14 protein-coding genes are annotated in these 17,757 nt (G+C 70.2%); 9 read left to right on the forward strand and 5 right to left on the reverse strand.

The features are described from left to right. Positions 1-83: 83 nt before the first annotated feature. Genes ASF25_RS16115 through ASF25_RS16135 form a run of 5 tightly spaced genes read left to right on the forward strand, consistent with a single transcriptional unit; the run spans position 84 to position 6,378 of the window. Positions 84-1,991, forward strand: coding sequence for an extracellular solute-binding protein (locus tag ASF25_RS16115; RefSeq protein WP_056305874.1), 1,908 nt, complete (start codon positions 84-86; stop codon positions 1,989-1,991). Then, positions 1,988-3,844, forward strand: coding sequence for an extracellular solute-binding protein (locus tag ASF25_RS16120; protein WP_056305875.1), 1,857 nt, complete (start codon positions 1,988-1,990; stop codon positions 3,842-3,844). Before ASF25_RS16115 ends, ASF25_RS16120 begins: the two co-directional genes overlap by 4 nt. 10 nt (positions 3,845-3,854) lie before the next feature. After that, complete coding sequence (locus ASF25_RS16125) at positions 3,855-4,961, forward strand: microcin C ABC transporter permease YejB (RefSeq protein WP_056262237.1); 1,107 nt, start codon at positions 3,855-3,857, stop codon at positions 4,959-4,961. Beyond that, the gene (locus tag ASF25_RS16130) at positions 4,958-5,461 is read left to right on the forward strand and encodes an N-acetyltransferase (RefSeq protein WP_056305878.1); all 504 of its coding nucleotides are present in this window, start codon (positions 4,958-4,960) and stop codon (positions 5,459-5,461) included. Before ASF25_RS16125 ends, ASF25_RS16130 begins: the two co-directional genes overlap by 4 nt. 32 nt (positions 5,462-5,493) lie before the next feature. Beyond that, entirely contained in the window at positions 5,494-6,378 is an 885-nt protein-coding gene (locus tag ASF25_RS16135; RefSeq protein WP_056305881.1) for an alpha/beta hydrolase, read from the forward strand. Between the two features lie 19 nt (positions 6,379-6,397). Here the strand turns inward: ASF25_RS16135 and ASF25_RS16140 are convergent, their stop codons facing one another. The 5 genes from ASF25_RS16140 to ASF25_RS16160 all read right to left on the reverse strand — a co-directional run bounded on the left by ASF25_RS16140 (position 6,398) and on the right by ASF25_RS16160 (position 14,794). Then, positions 6,398-7,792, reverse strand: a complete 1,395-nt coding sequence (locus tag ASF25_RS16140) for an HD-GYP domain-containing protein (RefSeq protein ID WP_244473063.1) — start codon at positions 7,790-7,792, stop codon at positions 6,398-6,400. A gap of 117 nt (positions 7,793-7,909) precedes the next feature. After that, entirely contained in the window at positions 7,910-9,991 is a 2,082-nt protein-coding gene (locus ASF25_RS16145; protein WP_056305884.1) for a hypothetical protein, read from the reverse strand. 37 nt (positions 9,992-10,028) lie between these two features. After that, entirely contained in the window at positions 10,029-12,839 is a 2,811-nt protein-coding gene (locus tag ASF25_RS16150; protein WP_056305885.1) for a DUF4159 domain-containing protein, read from the reverse strand. An 11-nt stretch (positions 12,840-12,850) separates the two neighbouring features. Continuing rightward, positions 12,851-13,786 carry a DUF58 domain-containing protein gene (locus ASF25_RS16155; RefSeq protein ID WP_056305887.1) on the reverse strand — a complete coding sequence of 312 codons (936 nt, stop codon included), beginning with the start codon at positions 13,784-13,786 and terminating at the stop codon, positions 12,851-12,853. 3 nt (positions 13,787-13,789) lie between these two features. After that, entirely contained in the window at positions 13,790-14,794 is a 1,005-nt protein-coding gene (locus ASF25_RS16160) for a MoxR family ATPase (protein ID WP_056305889.1), read from the reverse strand. Between the two features lie 250 nt (positions 14,795-15,044). On the opposite strand from ASF25_RS16160, the gene ASF25_RS16165 reads away from it, so the two are divergent. Genes ASF25_RS16165 through ASF25_RS16180 form a run of 4 tightly spaced genes read left to right on the forward strand, consistent with a single transcriptional unit; the run spans position 15,045 to position 17,756 of the window. Beyond that, positions 15,045-15,614 carry a DUF1285 domain-containing protein gene (locus tag ASF25_RS16165; protein WP_056173671.1) on the forward strand — a complete coding sequence of 190 codons (570 nt, stop codon included), beginning with the start codon at positions 15,045-15,047 and terminating at the stop codon, positions 15,612-15,614. Continuing rightward, positions 15,611-16,276 carry a CoA pyrophosphatase gene (locus tag ASF25_RS16170; RefSeq protein ID WP_056262070.1) on the forward strand — a complete coding sequence of 222 codons (666 nt, stop codon included), beginning with the start codon at positions 15,611-15,613 and terminating at the stop codon, positions 16,274-16,276. Before ASF25_RS16165 ends, ASF25_RS16170 begins: the two co-directional genes overlap by 4 nt. Then, on the forward strand, positions 16,273-16,530 hold the full coding sequence (locus ASF25_RS16175) for a DUF6111 family protein (protein ID WP_056173665.1): 258 nt from the start codon (positions 16,273-16,275) through the stop codon (positions 16,528-16,530). Before ASF25_RS16170 ends, ASF25_RS16175 begins: the two co-directional genes overlap by 4 nt. Then, on the forward strand, positions 16,527-17,756 hold the full coding sequence (locus tag ASF25_RS16180; protein ID WP_056305891.1) for a CCA tRNA nucleotidyltransferase: 1,230 nt from the start codon (positions 16,527-16,529) through the stop codon (positions 17,754-17,756). Before ASF25_RS16175 ends, ASF25_RS16180 begins: the two co-directional genes overlap by 4 nt. Position 17,757 lies beyond the last annotated feature (1 nt).

Raw genomic sequence — 17,757 nt, forward strand, 5'->3', positions numbered from 1 at the left:
GTCCGTCCTAGAACGGCCCTTGCGGTCGTCGTGCGGACGGCCCGCGAGGATGCCGTCGAAATCGGAAAGAGCGCCCCATCGTGATGCGACAAGCCCTGATCGGACGTTGTTTCGCCGCCGCCGTGTCGGTCTGCGCCATGACGCTCTGCGCCATCACTTCGGCCTCTGCCGATCCCGTCGCCGGCATGCCGGTCGCCAATGCGCCGTCGGGCGACTGGCGCCACGCCGTCACCCTCATGGGCGAGCCGAAGTACCCGGCCGACTTCAAGCATTTCGACTACGCCGACCCGGCCGCGCCCAAGGGCGGCCTCGTGCGCCTTGGGGCGCAGGGCGGCTTCGACAACTTCAACATCGTCGTGGCAGGCCGCAAGGGCGACCTCGAGAACGGCATCGCCCAGCTCTACGATACCCTGACGACGGAATCGGCCGACGAGCCGTTCTCGTCCTACGGACTCCTCGCCGAGGGGCTCAGGCTGGCCGACGACCTCTCCGCCGTGACCTATCGCCTGCGCGAGGGCGCGCGCTGGCACGACGGCTGGCCGATCACCCCCGAGGACGTGGTGTGGTCCTTCACCGTGCAGAAGGAGAACAGCCCCTCGCTCGCGGCCTACTACCACAACGTCACCAAGGCCGAGGTCACGGGACCGCGCGAGGTGACGTTCAGCTTCGCCGAAGCCGGCAACCGCGAACTGCCCCAGGTGATCGGGCAGCTGCGCGTCCTGCCGAAGCACTGGTGGACGGGAACGGACACGCAGGGCAGAGCCCGCGACGTGACGCAGACGACCCTGGAGATACCGCTGGGGTCCGGCCCTTATCGGCTCGCGAAGTTCGAGCCGGGCCGCAGCGCCACCTACGAGCGCGTGGCCGATTACTGGGGCAAGGATCTGCCCGTGAACGCCGGGCGCAACAATTTCGGCACCATGCGGTTCGAGTACTTTCGCGATGCCACCGTGCAGATCGAAGCCCTGAAGGGCGACCTCTACGACTTCCGCGCCGAGAACATCGCCCGCAACTGGGCCACCGCCTACGACGATTTCCCGGCCGTGAAGGACGGCCGCCTCGTCAAGGAGGAGTTCCCGGATCGCGGCAACGGCAACATGCAGGCTTTCGCCTTCAACACGCGGCGCGCCAAGTTCGCCGATCCGCGCGTGCGCCGGGCCTTCAACCTCGCCATGAACTTCGAGGAGATGAACCGGTCGCTGTTCTTCGGCCTCTACAAGCGCATCGACTCGTATTTCTACGGCTCGGAACTGGCGTCCTCCGGCCTGCCGCAGGGCGAGGAACTGACGATCCTGGAGAGCGTGCGCGACAAGGTCCCGGCCTCCGTCTTCACCACCCCCTACACCAACCCCGTGGCAGGCACGCCGGATTCCGTGCGCGCCAACCTTCGCGAGGCCGTGCGCCTCCTCAAGGAGGCCGGCTACGAACTGCGCGGCGGCCAGATGGTCGACGCCAAGACGGGCGAGCCGCTGACCGTCGAGTTCCTCGAGTTCCAGAGCGTGTTCGAGCGCGTGGTGCTGCCCTTCGCGGCCCAGCTCAAGCTCATCGGGATCCAGAGCAACCTGCGGGTCATCGACCAGGCGCAGTACCAGAACCGACTGCGCGCCTTCGACTTCGACATCACCACGTCGTCGTGGCCGGAATCCCTCTCGCCCGGCAACGAGCAACGCGAGTACTGGGGTTCGGCCGCCGCCGGCAAGGAAGGCTCGCGCAACCTCATCGGCATCAAGGATGCGGGCATCGACGCCCTCATCGACCGGGTGATCTACGCAAAGGACCGGCCGGGCGTGCTGGCCGCCACCCACGCCCTCGACCGGGTGCTGCTCGCCCACGATTACGTGGTGCCGCAATGGGCCTCCAACGTCTCACGGACGATCCGCTGGAACCGCTTCGCCTGGCCCAAGGTCCTGCCGACCTACGGCAGCTCGGGTTTTCCGACCACCTGGTGGTACGACGAGGCCCTGGCCGCCAAGACCGGGGCGCCGCGTTGAGGGGCCCGAGCCGGCGCACCCTCGTCCTTGGTGCCGGGGCGGTCGCGGGTGCTTGCGTCCTGCCCGGATCCGGCCGGGCGCAAGGGGCGGCGCGCCACGGTCTGTCGAGCTTCGGCGAACTGAAATACCCGGCCGCGTTCAAGAATTTCGATTACGTGAACCCGGAGGCGCCGCGCGGCGGCCGCTTCTCGGCCCAGCTCGCCTCGACCCTGGGCAACCAGGCGAGCGACACCTTCAACACCCTCAACATCTACGTCCTGCGCGGCGATGGCGCCGCCGGCATGAACCTCACTTTCGATTCCCTGATGGTGCGGGCGCTCGACGAGCCCGACGCCCTCTATGGATTGCTGGCCCGATCCGTCGAGGTCTCCGAGGACGGGCTGACCTACCGTTTCGCCCTGCGGCCCCAGGCGCGGTTCCACGACGGCACCCGGCTCACAGCCCGCGACGTCGCCTTCTCCCTGATGATCCTCAAGGCCAAGGGTCATCCCGGTATCGCCCAGATGCTCCGGGACATGAGCGAGGCGACGGCCGACGGCGACGATACCGTGGTGGTGCGCTTCGTGCCCGGCCGCAGCCGCGACCTGCCCCTGTTCGTGGCGGGCCTGCCGGTGTTCTCGGCGGCGTATTACCAGCACCGCGACTTCGAGGCCTCGACCCTGGAGACGCCGCTGGGCTCCGGTCCGTATCAGGTCGGGCGCCTGGAGCCGGGCCGATTCATCGAGTTGCAGCGCGTGGCCGATTACTGGGCCGTCGATCTGCCGGTGAATGTCGGCCAGAACAATTTCGACGCCATCCGGTACGAGTATTTCCGCGATCGGCAGGTGGCGTTCGAGGCGTTCAAGAGCGGCGCTTTCACCTTCCGTGAGGAGTTCACGTCCCGGGTCTGGGCGACGCTCTACGACTTCCCCGCCGTGACGGAGGGCCGGGTGCGCAAGGAGATCGTGCCCGATGCGCGTCCCTCCGGGACGCAGGGCTGGTTCCTCAACACCCGCCGGGAGGCGTTTCGCGACCCCCGCGTGCGGGAGGCCGTCGGCCTGTGCTTCGACTTCGCCTGGTCGAACAAGAACCTGTTCTATGGGGCCTACATCCGCACGGCCTCGTTCTTCGAGAATTCCGACCTGAAGGCCACCGGCACCCCCGATGCGGCCGAACTCGCCCTGCTCGATCCCCTGCGCGCCGATCTTCCGGCAGAGGTGTTCGGCGAAGCCTGGAGCCCACCGGAATCCGACGGATCGGGCCAGGACCGGGCCAATCTCAGCCGCGCCGTGGCCCTGCTGCGCGAGGCCGGCTGCACCCGCGACGGCGGTGTCGTGCGCCTGCCCAGCGGCAGGCCCCTGGAACTCGAGTTCCTCGACAGCGATCCGGTGTTCGAGCCGGTGACGCACCCGTTCATCCGCAATCTCGGCCTCATCGGGTTCAAGGCGCGCATGCGGGTGGTCGATGCCTCGCAGTACCAGTCCCGTCTCAAGGATTTCGATTTCGACGTGACCTCCCGGCGCTACGCCAGCGGCATGACGCCCGGCGCCGAGCTGCGGGAGGCCTACGGATCGGGGAGTGCGGCCACGCCGGGTTCCAACAACCTCGCGGGGATCGCCAGCCCGGCCGTCGACCGACTCATCGACCGGGTGGCCAATGCGGCAACCCGGGCCGAACTCGTCACCGCCTGCCGCACCCTCGACCGGACCCTGCGCGCCGGACGCTACTGGGTGCCGATGTGGTACAAGGCCGACCACCGCCTCGCCCTGTGGGACGTCTACGGCCGCCCGGCCAAGGGCCCGGCCTACGACCTCGGCGCACCCGCCCTATGGTGGTACGATGCGGCACAAGCCCGGCGCATCGGCCGGAATTGAGGACGCTTCCTTGCTCGGCTACATCCTGCGCCGCCTCGCCCTCATGGTGCCGACCATCCTCGGCATCATGCTCATCACCTTCGTCATCGTGCAGTTCGCCCCCGGTGGACCCGTCGAACGGGTACTGGCCCAGCTCCAGGGCCAGGGCGAGGGCAGCCTGTCGCGGGTCACCGGTGGGGCCGGCGATCTCGGAGGGGCCGCTCGGTCGAGTGGCGGCGGGGGCGAAGCCAACGCCCGCTATCGCGGGGCGCAAGGGCTCGACCCGGCCTTCATCAAGAAGCTCGAACAGCAATTCGGCTTCGACAAGCCGGCACCCGAACGCTTCCTGAAGATGATCTGGGACTACGCCCGGTTCGATTTCGGCAACAGCTATTTTCGCGATGTGTCGGTGCTGCAATTGATCCGCGAGCGGCTGCCGGTGTCGATCTCGCTCGGCCTGTGGATGACGCTGATTTCCTACGCGATCTCGATTCCGTTGGGGATTCGCAAGGCCGTGCGGGACGGCTCACGCTTCGATCTCTGGACTTCGGGCGTGGTCATCGTCGGCTACGCCATCCCGAGCTTCCTGTTCGGCATCGCCCTCATCATCCTGTTCGCCGGCGGTTCGTTCTTCCAGATCTTCCCCTTGCGCGGCCTCACGAGCGAGAACTTCGACTCGTTGAGCCTGTGGGGCAAGGCGGTGGATTACGCCTGGCACATGGCCCTGCCGCTGGCCGCCCTGGTGCTCGGAGCCTTCGCCACCTCGACCCTGCTGACGAAGAACTCGTTCCTCGACGAGATCCGCAAGCAGTACGTGCTCACGGCGCGGATGAAGGGCCTGTCCGAGCGCCGGGTGCTGTACGGGCACGTGTTTCGCAACGCCATGCTGATCGTCATCGCGGGTTTCCCGGCGGCGTTCATCTCCGCCTTCTTCACCGGCTCGCTTCTCATCGAGACGATCTTTTCCCTCGACGGTCTCGGGCTCCTGTCCTTCACCTCCATCGTCGGGCGGGATTATCCGGTGGTATTCGCGACCCTGTACATCTTCTCCCTCGTGGGGCTCGCGGTGAACCTCCTGTCGGACCTGATCTACACCTGGATCGACCCGCGCATCGATTTCTCGGCCCGGGCGACGTGACCTCCCTGCCCCTGGTCCTGCGGATAGAGCATCCCGGGGACGCCGCGGCCATCGAGCGCCTGCACGCCCGCGCCTTCGGGCCGGGACGCTTCGCCCGCACCGCCTATCGCCTGCGCGAGGGCACCGCGCCGCTGGCCGACCTGTGCTTCACGGCCCTGATCGGCACGGACCTCGTCGGCTCCGTGCGCCTCGGGCCGGCGGAGGCGCAAGCACCGCTCCTGATGCTGGGGCCGCTGACCGTCGATCCGAGCTTCGAGGGGCGCGGCATCGGCGGCGCCCTGATGCGGGCGAGCCTGGACGCGGCCCGCGGCGCCGGCCACGGCCTCGTCGTGCTGGTGGGCGACGCCCCCTATTACCGCCGCTTCGGCTTCAGCCCGGTGCCGCCCGGCCGGCTGATACCGCCCGGCCCCGTCGATCCCACCCGCTTCCTGTGGTGCGAACTCGTGTCCGGTGCCGCCGGGACGGTGTCGGGGAACGTGAGCGCGGTGCGCCGGCGTTGATCCCCCGCGCGGCAACCGCGCGGGAGTGAACGATGACACCCATCCACCACGAGACCGTGCAGGCCAACGGCATCGCTCTCCACGTCGCCCGCGCCGGGCGCGGTAAGCCCCTGGTCCTGCTCCACGGGTGGCCGGAATTTTGGCTGACCTGGGAGCCGGTGATGGCCCGGCTCGCCGACCGCTTCGACCTCATCGTCCCCGACCTGCGCGGCTTCGGCATGAGCGAGAAGCCCGATCCCGGCCCCTCCGACAGGGCCGGGGCCGAGGTCCACGCCGCCGACATGGTGGGGCTCCTCGATACCCTCGGGATCGAACGCGCCGGCGTGGTGGGGCACGATGTCGGCGCCTATGTGGGGCAGGCATTGGGCCGCGCTGCGCCCGACCGCCTCACCGGCCTGTTCTTCTTCGACTGTCCGTATCCGGGTATCGGCCCGCGTCTGGCCGCGCCCGAGATGCTGGCCGAGATCTGGTACCAGTCGTTTCACGTCAAGCCGTTCGCCGCGGACCTCGTGGGCTCGTCGCGCGAGTCCTGCCGGCTCTATATCGGCCACTTCCTGCGTCACTGGGCCGGCGGTAACCCGGCCGCCTTCGACGCGGTGCTCGACGCCTTCACCGACAATTTCATGGTGCCGGGCAACCTGCAGGGCGGCTTCAACTGGTACCTCAGCGCGCAGGCCGGCCGCCTCGCCATGATCGCGGGCACGGCCCTGCCGCAGGATCCCATCGCGGTGCCGACCTGCGTGCGCTGGGGCACCGCCGACCCGCTGTTCCCCTATGCCTGGACCGACCGCCTCGGCGAGACGTTTTCGGACCTTGACCTCGCGCCGTTGGAGGGCGTCGGGCATTTTCCGCATCGGGAAGCCCCGGATCGGGCCGCGGCGGAGATCGCGCGGTTCTTTGCCGGCCGGGGGGCGTGAGTCGGTCCGGCCGGTACGGTCAAGCCGCGTTTGCGAGGGCGTCGAGCTTCGACAGCGCCCGCTCCAGGGCCGCGAAGCAGTTAGGGTCGAACGAGGCCCCGACCTCCGCCCGCATGATCCCCAGGGCCTTCGGAATCGGCATCGCCGCCCGATAGGGGCGATTGGCCGTGAGGGCATCGAACACGTCCGAGACCGAGACGATGCGGGTCTCGATGCAGATGGCCTCAGCCGCGAGGCCCCTGGGATAGCCTTTGCCGTCGAGGCGCTCGTGGTGCCCGCCGCCGATGCGCGCCATGTCCCGGAAGGCGATGACCCGACCGAGAATGTTCTCGGAGAGCGCAGCGTGGTTGCGCATCGCCACCCATTCCACGTCGTCGAGCTTGCCGTTCTTGTCGAGGATCGCGTTGGAGACCCCGAGCTTGCCGATGTCGTGCAGGAGGGCGGCGCGCTTGAGCCAGCGACGGCGCTCGGCCTCGAAGCCGAGTTCCTCCGCGATGAGATCGGCATAGACCGCGACGCGCTCGGAGTGGCCGGAGGTGAACGGACTCTTCGAATCGATGATCTGCGCGAACGCCCGGGCGATGTCGTCGAGGTAATCCGCATCGACCACGATCTGGCGCTGGGCCGGTTCGAGGGCGAACACCGCATCCTCGACGTTGTCCGACGCCAGGACCGTCCAGAACGCGTCCGATCCGGCGACGCGCTCGAAGGCCGCCACCACCTGCGGATCGAACCACGTGCCCGTGCGCGAGCGGATTTCCGCCATGGCCGCGTCGCGCCCGGCCGAACGGTGGAACACGTCCACGATCTGCGCCAACAGGGCGATGCGGGCGTAGAGCGGGATTGCAGGACCTTCGAGCTTGTTCGGCTTGCCCTGTCCGTTCCAGTGCTCGTCCAGGGCCAGGATGCCGCCGCAGACGGCCTCGGGAAAGCGCATCTGCCGGGCGATCTCGGCGCCGCGCTGGCAGCGCGTCTCGATGAGTTCCTGGGCGATCTCGCCGCCGTTCTGCAGGATGTTGAGGATGGCGCGGAAGCGGTCGGCCAGTCCCGCCTTGAGCCCCGTATGCGAGAACACAAAGCCGAGCACCTGGGGCAGGCGGTCGCTCACGGTCTTGAAGTCGTGCTTGAATGTGAGATCGTCGGCCAGATAGAGCTGGCAGATCCGGGCGGCGTTGGACGAGCAGCCGAGATCCTTCAGCAGGATCGCATAGTACAGCTCCCAGAGCTGCAGATTGGGCAGCCCCATGGTCCGGCCGACATGCACGCCGATCCAGCAGGCGCGCACGCAGTGGCCCACGGGCTGGCCCTCGGTGAGGTCGAGGGCATGGCTCAGGGCGCCCAGAAGCTCCGAAAGCCGCATGCTGCCCGGGTCGACCACGGGGGGAGCGGCGGGGTCGATGACGGTCAGGGGCATGGGTTCGGTTCGGGGCGTGTTGAGCAATGGTCTGCCGTATGCCACGCCCGCCCCTCTTCGGACCTTAACCGCAGTGCCCCGGGGCGGAACGTGGTTTCCCGTCCCTCACCACCGACGTCACGGCGTCCGGCCGCGTCGGCCCTCCACCAGCCACATGGCGAGCACCGCCGCCGCCAGCGCCGCCAGTGCCCACAGGCCGAGCGCCAGGGGATAGACCGCCACACCCCGGATGTTGGCGCTGTCGCTCGGGCGGAACCCGATCCAGTCGGCCCCGGCCAAGCGCCCGCCGCGCACCGCCTGCAGGCGCGGCACCACGGTGCCGCCGGCTTCGGCGACCCGGCGGATCGAGCCGCCCGTGGCTTCGGCGAGGGCCTTGAGACGTTCCGTGTCGCTGAACACGTCGGCGAGCTCACGCGGGTTCGGCGGGCCGACGCTGACGAAGGCGACCAGGCTCCCCGAGCGCAGGGTATGCAGCCCGAGCTGCTCCGCCTCGAAGGTGGATGAGAACAGGCCGGGCTCGGCCTGCGCCAGGGTCAGGGTGCGCTCGACGCCCGTGGGACCCGTGACGGTCACGGGCTCCACGGTGTCGGCCATGGTCTGGCGCTCGACGCGGACTTCACGTCCGCGCCCCGTGGTCTGGGCGCGCAGGGCCTCTTCCTCGAGGGCGGGTTCCTTCATCAGCCAGTGACCGAGGCGGCGCAGCAGGTCGAGGTAGGGGCCGCCCTCCTGATAGCCACGCGCCCACAGCCAGGCGTGGTCCGAGAGCAGGAGCGCCACGCGACCCTTGTCCTCGCGCGACAGGGCCAGCAGCGGCAGGGCGTTCGGCCCCTGGAGGATCGGCTGGATGCCGGGCTTCACCTGGGCCGAGACGATGCGCAGCCAGTCGCCCCAGGCCGGCGGAGAGGCCTCGGATCCGGGCAGGGCCCGGGTGACGGGATGGCGCGTGCCGATGCCGGTGAGCCCGGCCTTGTAGGGCTGCTCGACCACGCGGCCGTTGGGCTCGCCCGGCAGGATCGCCGAGAGCCGGGTGCGCGACAGGCTCGCCTGGCTGGCGAATTCCGGTCCCGCCGCCACGAGGAGCGCTCCGCCCTCGCGGACGTAGCGGACGATGTTGTCGAAATACGCTGAAGGCAGCACGCTCTGGTTGGCGTAGCGGTCGAAGATGATCAGGTCGAAATCCTTGATCTTCTGGACGAACAGCTCACGCGTCGGGAAGGCGATGAGCGACAGCTCCGAGATCGGCGTGCCGTCCTGCTTCTCCGGCGGCCGCAGGATGGTGAAGTGCACGAGATCGACGTTGGCGTCAGATTTCAGCAGGTTTCGCCACGTGCGCTCGCCCTGGTGCGGCTCGCCCGAGACCAGCAGCACCCGGAGCTTTTCGCGGATGCCCTCGATGGGGAGCACCGCGCGGTTGTTCACGACGGTGAGCTCGCCCGGCAGCGGCTCGACCTCGATCTCGACCACGTTGGGGCCGCCGTGCTCGATCCGCATGGTCAGCGAGAAGGGTCGTCCCGTCGGGAAGGCGCGCCGGCCCACCTCCTCGCCGTCCCGCCGCACGGTGACGACGGCGTTGCCGGTGCCGCCGCGTTCCATCACCTCGGCGCGGATCGTGAGGTCCCGCCCGACGATGCCGAAACGCGGCGCTTCGATGAGCTTGATCTGCCGGTCGCGCTCGTCCGGATGCCCCGTGACGAGGACGTGCAGCGGCCCCTTGATGCCGAGCGCCGACGCCGAGGCCGGGATGTCGTGCACCACGCCGTCGGTGAGCATCACGACGCCGGCCAGCCGCTCGGGCGGCACATCGGCCAAAGCCTGAGACAGCGCGGTGAACAGCTTCGTGCCGTCGTCGCTCTCCTTGGCGTCCGGCACGTCGACGAAGCGCGGCTCGATCCCCGTCAGGGCCCCGAAGCGGCGCTGCAGTTCGGCCCGCACGGCGTCGGTCATGGCCGGACGGTCGCCGAGACCCTGGGACCCCGATCGGTCCACCACCACGGCGACGATATCCTTGACGGGCTCCCGGTCCTCCCGGACCAGGGCGGGGTTGGCGAGGGCGAGCAGCACCAGGGCGAGGGCCACGGCGCGCAGGATGGCCGTGCCGCCGCGCGCCAGGATCGCCAGCACGGCGAACAGCGCGACCAGGATCCCGAAACCGGCCAGCACCGGCCATGGGACGAGGGGGGTGAAGCTGAGGCTCAGCATCGGCGCATGGCCTCCCGCATTCCGGATCCGGCTCCGCTCACTGGCCCAACCGTTCGAGCAGGGCGGGCACGTGGACCTGATCCGCCTTGTAGTTGCCGGTCAGGGTGTAGATCACGAAGTTCACCCCGCCACGGAATGCCATTTCGCGCTGGCGCTCCTCACCGCCGACCACGGGGTAGAGCGGCTCGCCGCGCTTGCCCACGGCCCAGGCGGCGGCCAGATCGTTGCCCGTGATGACGATGGGCGACACCCCGTCCCCGGCCCGCGCCGGGCGGCGCTCGGTGCCGTCCGCCGCCGGCGGCAGGGCTTCGACCCAGGTCTGGCCCGTGGCGTACCGGCCGGGGAACGTGTCGACGAGGTAGAACGCCTTGGTCAGCACGTGGTCGGCCGGGATCGGTTCGAGTTCGGGGACTTCGAGAGTGGACAGCATGGTGCGCAGGTAGAGGGCTTCCGGCGTCGGCGGTCCACCCGGGCGGGCCGTCAGCGCATCGCGGGTGTCGAACAGGACGGTGCCGCCGTTGCGCATGAACGCGTCGATGCGCCGGATCGCGACGGCGCTCGGCTGGGGTCGGCCGGCGACGATGGGCCAGTAGATCAGGGGATAGAACGCGAGTTCGTCCTTTGCCGGATCGATGCCGATGGGATCGCCGGGCTCAAGGGCGGTGCGGTTGGACAGTACCTGCGTCAGGCCGGCAAGGCCCGCGCGGCTCGCCGTATCGGCCGCTTCGTCGCCGGTGACGACGAAGGCGAGACGGGTCGCGAGCGCCGAGTCGATGCCGTTCGGCCGACCGGTCGCTTGGGCCTGGGCCCAAGCCGGCACCGGGGCGAAGTCGGGGGCCGCGAGGCAGAGGAGCACGAACGCGGCCGCTGCGGCCCGTCCGCCCGTCCGGCGAAGGAAGCCACCGAGCCAGAGCCCCGCAAGGGTGTCGAGGAGGAGGAGCATGAGGGCCAGGGTGAAGAGCGTGGCGCGCAGATCGAGGGTCTCGGCACCGGCGAGCGATCCCGTGCGGGCGCTGGCGAGGGGCGCGAAGTCGATGGGCTTGAGACGGTCGGCCACCGTCAGCGCATTGACGGCGACGCCGCCATCGGCGGGACCGTAGAAGCCGGGCGGATGCTCGAACGAGCCGCGCTCGGCGTAATCCGCCGGCACGGCGGTGGCGCCGGCCGGCGGCGCGCCGAGGGCCCCGAACCCATCGAGGGTCAAGCGTGGGGCGAGCACCGCCGCCGGGGGACGTGCGACGTCGCCGGCAGGCGCCGCTCCGGTGCCGGCCAGGGCCACGACCCGGCGCAGCATGTCGATGAACAAGCCCGACAGGGGCAGGTTCGACCATGTGGTGTCGGCGGTGACGTGGAAGAGCACCACCAGCCCTTGGCCCCGCTTCTGCGCAGTCACGATGGGGGTGCCGTCCTGGAGCGACGCCCAGGTCCGTCCCGGGAGCTCGCCGTCGGGCTCGGCGAGGATCTGCCGGCGCACGCCGATATCCGCCGGTGGAACGAGTCCGGCGAACGGGCTCTCCGGCGCGAAAGTCGCGAAGGTCTTCGGGCTGTCCCACGATAGCGTCCCGCCGAGGGTCCGACCGCCCCGGCGCAGGCGCACGGGCACGAGGGGGTCGTTGCCCGCCGCCAGGCGCGGCCCGGCGAAGCGCAGGAGTAGGCCGCCGGCATCGACGAAGGCTTCGACCCGCTCCAGGGTGGCGGCGTCGAGGGCACCGACATCGGCCAGCACGAGCACAGAAACCTGCGCATCGAGCATCTGCGCAACGGATTCGGCGACGCCCTTGGCGCCGCGCGGCTCCTGCACGTCGGCGAAAGGCACCAGGGCGCGGGAAAGGTAGTGAGTCGGGGCCAACAGCGGCTGGGCTTGATCGCTGGTTCCGCCGAAGACGAGCCCGACGCGGCGGCGTTTGCCGCGCTCGTCCACCAGGGTCACGGCGCCGGCCGAGCGTTCGCCAAGGATCTCGAGGCGGCTGATGCCGTTGCGCAGTTCCACCGGCAGATCGAAGGCGACCGCCGCTTCGGTTGCACCGTCCGGGAAGGTGAAGTCGTGCTCGGCCAGCGGCAGGCCCTTCGCGTCGAGGGCACGCACGGTGCCGCCGTCGCGACCGTTGGGCGAGGCGCGCAGGGCACGGGCCGTGAGCCGGCCGCCGGATTCCGCGGCCGAGAGCGCGAGGGCCGGCGGCCGATCGGCGCGCAGGATGGTGAGACCGGTGCCGTGCTTGCCGACGAGGTCTGCGAGGCCCTTGGCGAACGTGTCCTCGCCCGGTCCCGCGACGCCGTCGCTGATCCACAGCGCAGCGGCGCCCGGTGTCCGCTCGAAGAAGGCGGCCAGGACGGACAGATGTGTCGCACGCTCCGCGAGGTGCGGCCGGGGCGCGATGGCGCGCAGGCGCTCCAGGGCATCGGCGGGCACGCGGGCCTCGATGGGCGCGGCCGGCTCGGCCAACGCCATCAGGGCCACGGGACGCCCGTCGCGGGCGGCGGTCTCCACGGCATCGGTGGCGACCCGCTGGCGCTCGCGCCAATCGTGGGCGGCGGAAAATCCGTTGTCGATCATCACCACGAGGGGCGTGCGTCCCGCCTCCCTGCCGAGGCCCGACGGGTTCCAGACCGGCCCGGACACCGCCAGGATCAGAAAGGCCGCCACGAGCAGGCGCAGGATCAGGAGCCATGGCGGCGTGCGGGCCGGCGTCTCGCGCCTGGGCAGCAGGTCGGCCATGATCCGCAGCGGCGGAAAGTCGATGCGGCGCGGACGCGGCGGCGTCACCCGCAGGAGGAACCACAGGGCCGGCAGCGCGACGAGCGCGGCGAGCGCCAGGGGGGCGGCAAAGGTCAGGGGCAATCCGAGCACGGTAACGATCCTCAGCCGGTCCCGCGCGCGGCGGCGACGAGGGTGAGCAGGCGAAGGGCGGCTTCGCTGGCCGGTCGGTCGGTGCGGTGGATGGTCAGGGTCCAGCCCTGAGCGCGGGCGATCTCGGAGAGGCCGGCCCGATGCTCGGCGATGCGGGCACGGTAGGCCTCACCCCAGGCTCCGGCGTCGCCGATGGCCAGAGTCCGGTCCGTTTCCGGATCGTGCAGGACGGCTTGGCCCGAGAACGGGAAGGTCTCCTCGACGGGATCGACGATCATCACGAGGTGGCCGTGGGTGCCGTGCGCCGCGATGGCCTCCACGGCTTGGCGCACCTCGGCGAGCGGCGACAGGAAATCGCTGATCAGGATCGCCTCGTCGAAGCGACCCGGCGAGGCGCGGGGCGGCATGTCGCGTGCGAGACCGGCTTGGTCGCCGACGAGCGCCTGCGCCAGGGTCTCGACGATGCGACGCGAAGTGACGGCGCGGGTGAGTCCCAGAAGTCCCGTACGCTCACCCCCGTCCACCAGGGTGTCGGCCAGCGCGAAGGCCAGGACCAGGGCGCGCTCGACCTTCGGCGCCTGGGCGAGGTGCGAGGCGAAGCCCATGGAGGCCGATCGGTCGATCCAGAACCAGATGTTGTGCGCGGCCTCCCACTCACGCTCGCGGACGTAGAGCCGGTCGTCGCGGGCGGAGCGGCGCCAGTCGATCCGTGCGGCGGCCTCTCCGGCGACGAAGGGCCGGAACTGCCAGAAGCTCTCCCCCGGTCCCGCCCGGCGGCGGCCGTGCAGGCCGTGGGCCAGGGTGGTCGAGACGCGTCGCGCTTCGAGGATCAAGCGCGGCATCCGCTCGGCGAGGCCGAGGGCGCTCTCGGTCTCGCGCCGCCCGGGAACGCGGGCCTCGGCGGGGAGGACCCGCGTGGGGGCCGTCCGCGTGGGGGCTATGGCCATGCGCTAGAGCTTGGCCGCGAGCTGGGCGATGAGACCCGGGACGGTCTCCCCGTCCGCACGCGCGGCGAAGCTCAGGGCCATGCGGTGCTTGAGCACCGGTTCGGCGAGGGCCTTCACGTCGGCGATGGAGGGCGCGACGCGGCCTTCGATGAGGGCACGGGCGCGGACCGCCAGGGTCAGGGCCTGGCTGGCGCGGGGGCCGGGCCCCCACAGGAGCTTGCCCTTGAGGAACGGGTCGCCCCCCTCGGGCCGGGCGGAACGCACGAGGTCGAGGATCGCGTCGACCACGGCATCGCCCACGGGCAGGCGGCGCACCAGGCGCTGGGCCGTAAGGAGCTGCTCGGTGGACATCACCGCCTGAGGCTTGTGGTCGTCGACGCCCGTGGTCTCGATGAGGATGCGGCGCTCGGCGGCCCGATCCGGATAGCCGACGTCGATCTCGAGCAGGAAACGGTCGAGCTGGGCCTCGGGCAACGGGTAGGTGCCCTCCTGCTCGATGGGATTCTGGGTCGCCAGCACGTGGAAGGGCCGCGGCAGATCGTATCGTTCGCCCGCCACGGAAACGAAATGCTCCTGCATCGCCTGCAGCAGGGCCGACTGGGTGCGCGGGCTGGCGCGGTTGATCTCGTCGGCCATCAGCAACTGGGTGAAGACCGGCCCCTTCACGAACCGGAACGAGCGGTGCCGGTTGGCATCCTCGTCGAGGATTTCCGTGCCGAGGATGTCCGAGGGCATCAGGTCCGGGGTGAACTGGACCCGGCGCCCGTCGAGGCCGAGCACGGTGCCGAGGGTCTCGACCAGCTTGGTCTTGGCGAGGCCGGGGAGACCGACCAACAGCCCATGGCCGCCCGCCAGGATGGTGATGAGCGTGAGATCGACCACCTGCTCCTGGCCGAAAATGACCTTGTGAACCGCTTCACGCGCCGCGCCGACGGCTCCGAGACACGCTTCCGCCGTGGCGACGATGCCGTCGTCGAGGGAGGTGGCCGGCTGGGAGCCTTGCGTCATGCGGTGTCGGTCCTCGCGTTCCGCCTCGACTTCTGGGGGTCGATGGCGGCAGTCAGGGAACGGCCATGGGGTGGCCGTGCAGGTCGAGTGTGGCGCCGTTTGCGCCGCCCTGGCAAGGTCGGCGCGACGCCGCAGGCGTTCGCCTTCGGTTTGACAGTGCCTTTCCTGTCGCGAATCGGACGCATGTGGGCAACGAAACAGGCCTGCCTCCAGGCGTTCCAAAGGCGGCTTCGAGCGCTATCTTTCCGTCATGGCACCAAACGAATCCGACCCGACCATCGACCGCTTGAGCGCCGCCCTCGGTGATCTGCCCCGACGCGGTCCCCCGCCCGTCGACCAGTGGAACCCGCCCTATTGCGGCGCCATCGACATGCGCATCGCCGCCGACGGGACGTGGTTCCACGATGGTGCGCCGATCCGGCGCCCGGCCCTGGTGAAGCTGTTCGCTTCCATCCTCCGGTGCGAGCCGGACGGCAGCATCGTGCTGGTGACGCCGGTCGAAAGCGTTGGAATCACCGTCGAGGATGCCGCCTTCGTCGCCGTCGAGATGGCGGTGGAGGGCGACGGCGACGGTCGCCGCATCGCGCTGCGCACCAACGTCGACGACCTCGTGGCGGTGGGTTCCGACCATGCCCTGCGGTTCGAGGAGGACGAGGCCGGCGGCCTGCGCCCCTACGTGCACGTCCGGCGCGGCCTGTGGGCGCTTGTGACCCGGGCGCTGACCTACGATCTCGTGGCTTTGGCCGAGGAACGCGACGGCTGGCTCGGCATCGCCGCGGGCGGCACGTTCCACCGGATCGCACCCACCGCCACCGCATGAGACTCGACGCCGTCGCCGAGCTCATCGACCGCGCCGCCCGGTATCTCGACGCGGAACCACCCGGGCCGGGTGACCCGACGGCCAATCCGCGGGGCGACCACGATCTCGACGGCATCGACGTCGTGCCGCCCGGGCCACACCGGAATGCGGCGGTGCTGGTACCGGTGGTGCCGCGTCCCGACGGCCTCGGCGTGGTGTTCACCGTGCGCTCCGCGCACCTGCGCGATCATTCCGGCCAGATCGCCTTTCCGGGCGGCAAGATCGATCCCACCGACGCGACGCCCGCCGACGCGGCCCTGCGCGAGGCCCGCGAGGAGATCGGCCTCGAGGCCGGCGCCATCCGGACCCTCGGCTATCTCGACCCCTACCTCTCGGCCACGGGCTTCCTGGTGATGCCGGTGCTCGGACTCGTCGATCCGGCCGCCACCCTGCGTCTCAACCCCGACGAAGTCGCCGACACGTTCGAGGCGCCCCTATCCTACCTGCTCGATCCGGGTCGACGCCGAATCGAGACCGCGACTTGGCAAGGGCGCACCCGGCGCTACTACGTGATCGCCTACGGTAATCATCGGATCTGGGGCGTGACCGCCGGCATCGTGAACAACCTCCACGAACGCCTGTATCCCCCATCCGGCACGTCGCCGCGAATGAGAGTTTCATGATCCGCAAGCTCGTCGAAGAAGTGCTGATCTTCCTCCTGCCGTTCCTGCTGTTCGCGGGCTATCTCGCCCTCAGCGGCCGGCATCCGCGCCATCATGCCCATTGGGAGGGCAAGGTCTTTCGCCTGACCATGGCGGGAATCGTCCTGGTGATCCTCTCCCTCGTCGCCACCGGACTGTTCGGTGAGCGCCATCGCGGCGGCTACGTACCGCCGCGCCTGGAGAACGGCGCGGTCGTGCCGGGTCGTTTCCAGTGACGGCGCACCGCCTCGACCCGGATGGGCTGGGCACCCTGCTGGCGACTCCCGGCCTCGCACGCGTCCTGGCCGCGCTGCGCGTTCCGGGGGAACACACCCGCCTCGTCGGAGGCTGCGTCCGCGACGCGCTCCTCGGGCATCCGTCCAACGACATCGATCTCGCCACCACGCTCCTGCCGGAAGCCGTCGTGGCGTGCGCCAGGCCGGCGGGCCTGCGCAGCATCCCCACGGGTATCGAGCACGGAACCGTGACGCTGATGGCCGGGACTGCGACGTTCGAGGTCACGACGTTGCGCGAGGACATCGAGACGGACGGACGTCACGCCGTGGTCCGGTTCGGCCGCGACTTCGGCCTCGATGCGCAGCGGCGGGATTTCACCATCAACGCCCTCTCGGTGGATGCCGAGGGTCACCTCCACGACACGACCGGCGGCCTCGCCGATCTTCGTGCCGGCCGTGTGCGCTTCATCGGCGAAGCCGCGACACGCATCCGTGAGGATGCGTTGCGGATCCTCCGATTCTTCCGCTTCCACGCCCGCTACGGCGCCGAAGCACCCGATGCGGAGGGGCTTGCGGCCTGCATCGGCGCCCGGGCCGCCCTCGACGGCCTGTCGCGGGAGCGCGTGCGCGGTGAACTGCTGAAACTGCTCCTCGCCCCTGGGGCGGTTCCGGCCGTGACCGTTCTGAGCGAGACCGGCCTCCTCGGCCGGCTCGTCGGCGGGATCGGTGACCTGCGACGGTTCGAACGGACGACCCGGCACCCCTGGGACGCGCCGGCGCGGCTGGCGGCCCTTTCGGTGTTCTCGGCGGACGATGCCGAACGCCTGACCGCTCGCCTGAGGCTGTCGAAGGCGGAACAGAATCGGCTCGGGCGCTATGCCTGTGCGCTGGTGGCTCTGCGGAGCAGAACCGTGATCGACGTGATGGAGATGCGCAGGCTGGCGGCCGCTCACGGCGCCGAGCCCATCGCCCTGGCCAGCGACGCCCTTGGGGCGTGTCCATCACAAATCACGGCGGAGGCCGGTGATCTACTCGGGCTGATGGTACGGGGCGAAGTGTCGGTTCCGGTCTTCCCCTTGACCGGGTCCGACCTCGTCGCACGGGGTATCCCGGCTGGACCGGAGATCGGGCGCCGCCTCGGACGGGCGCGGACGCAGTGGCTCGCGGCCGGCTGCCCGGCTGACGAAGCCGCGCGCGCGGCCTTGCTCGAGCGCGCGGCTTCGTAGA

This window comes from Methylobacterium sp. Leaf100, from assembly GCF_001422845.1.
Taxonomy (GTDB): Bacteria; Pseudomonadota; Alphaproteobacteria; order Rhizobiales; family Beijerinckiaceae; genus Methylobacterium.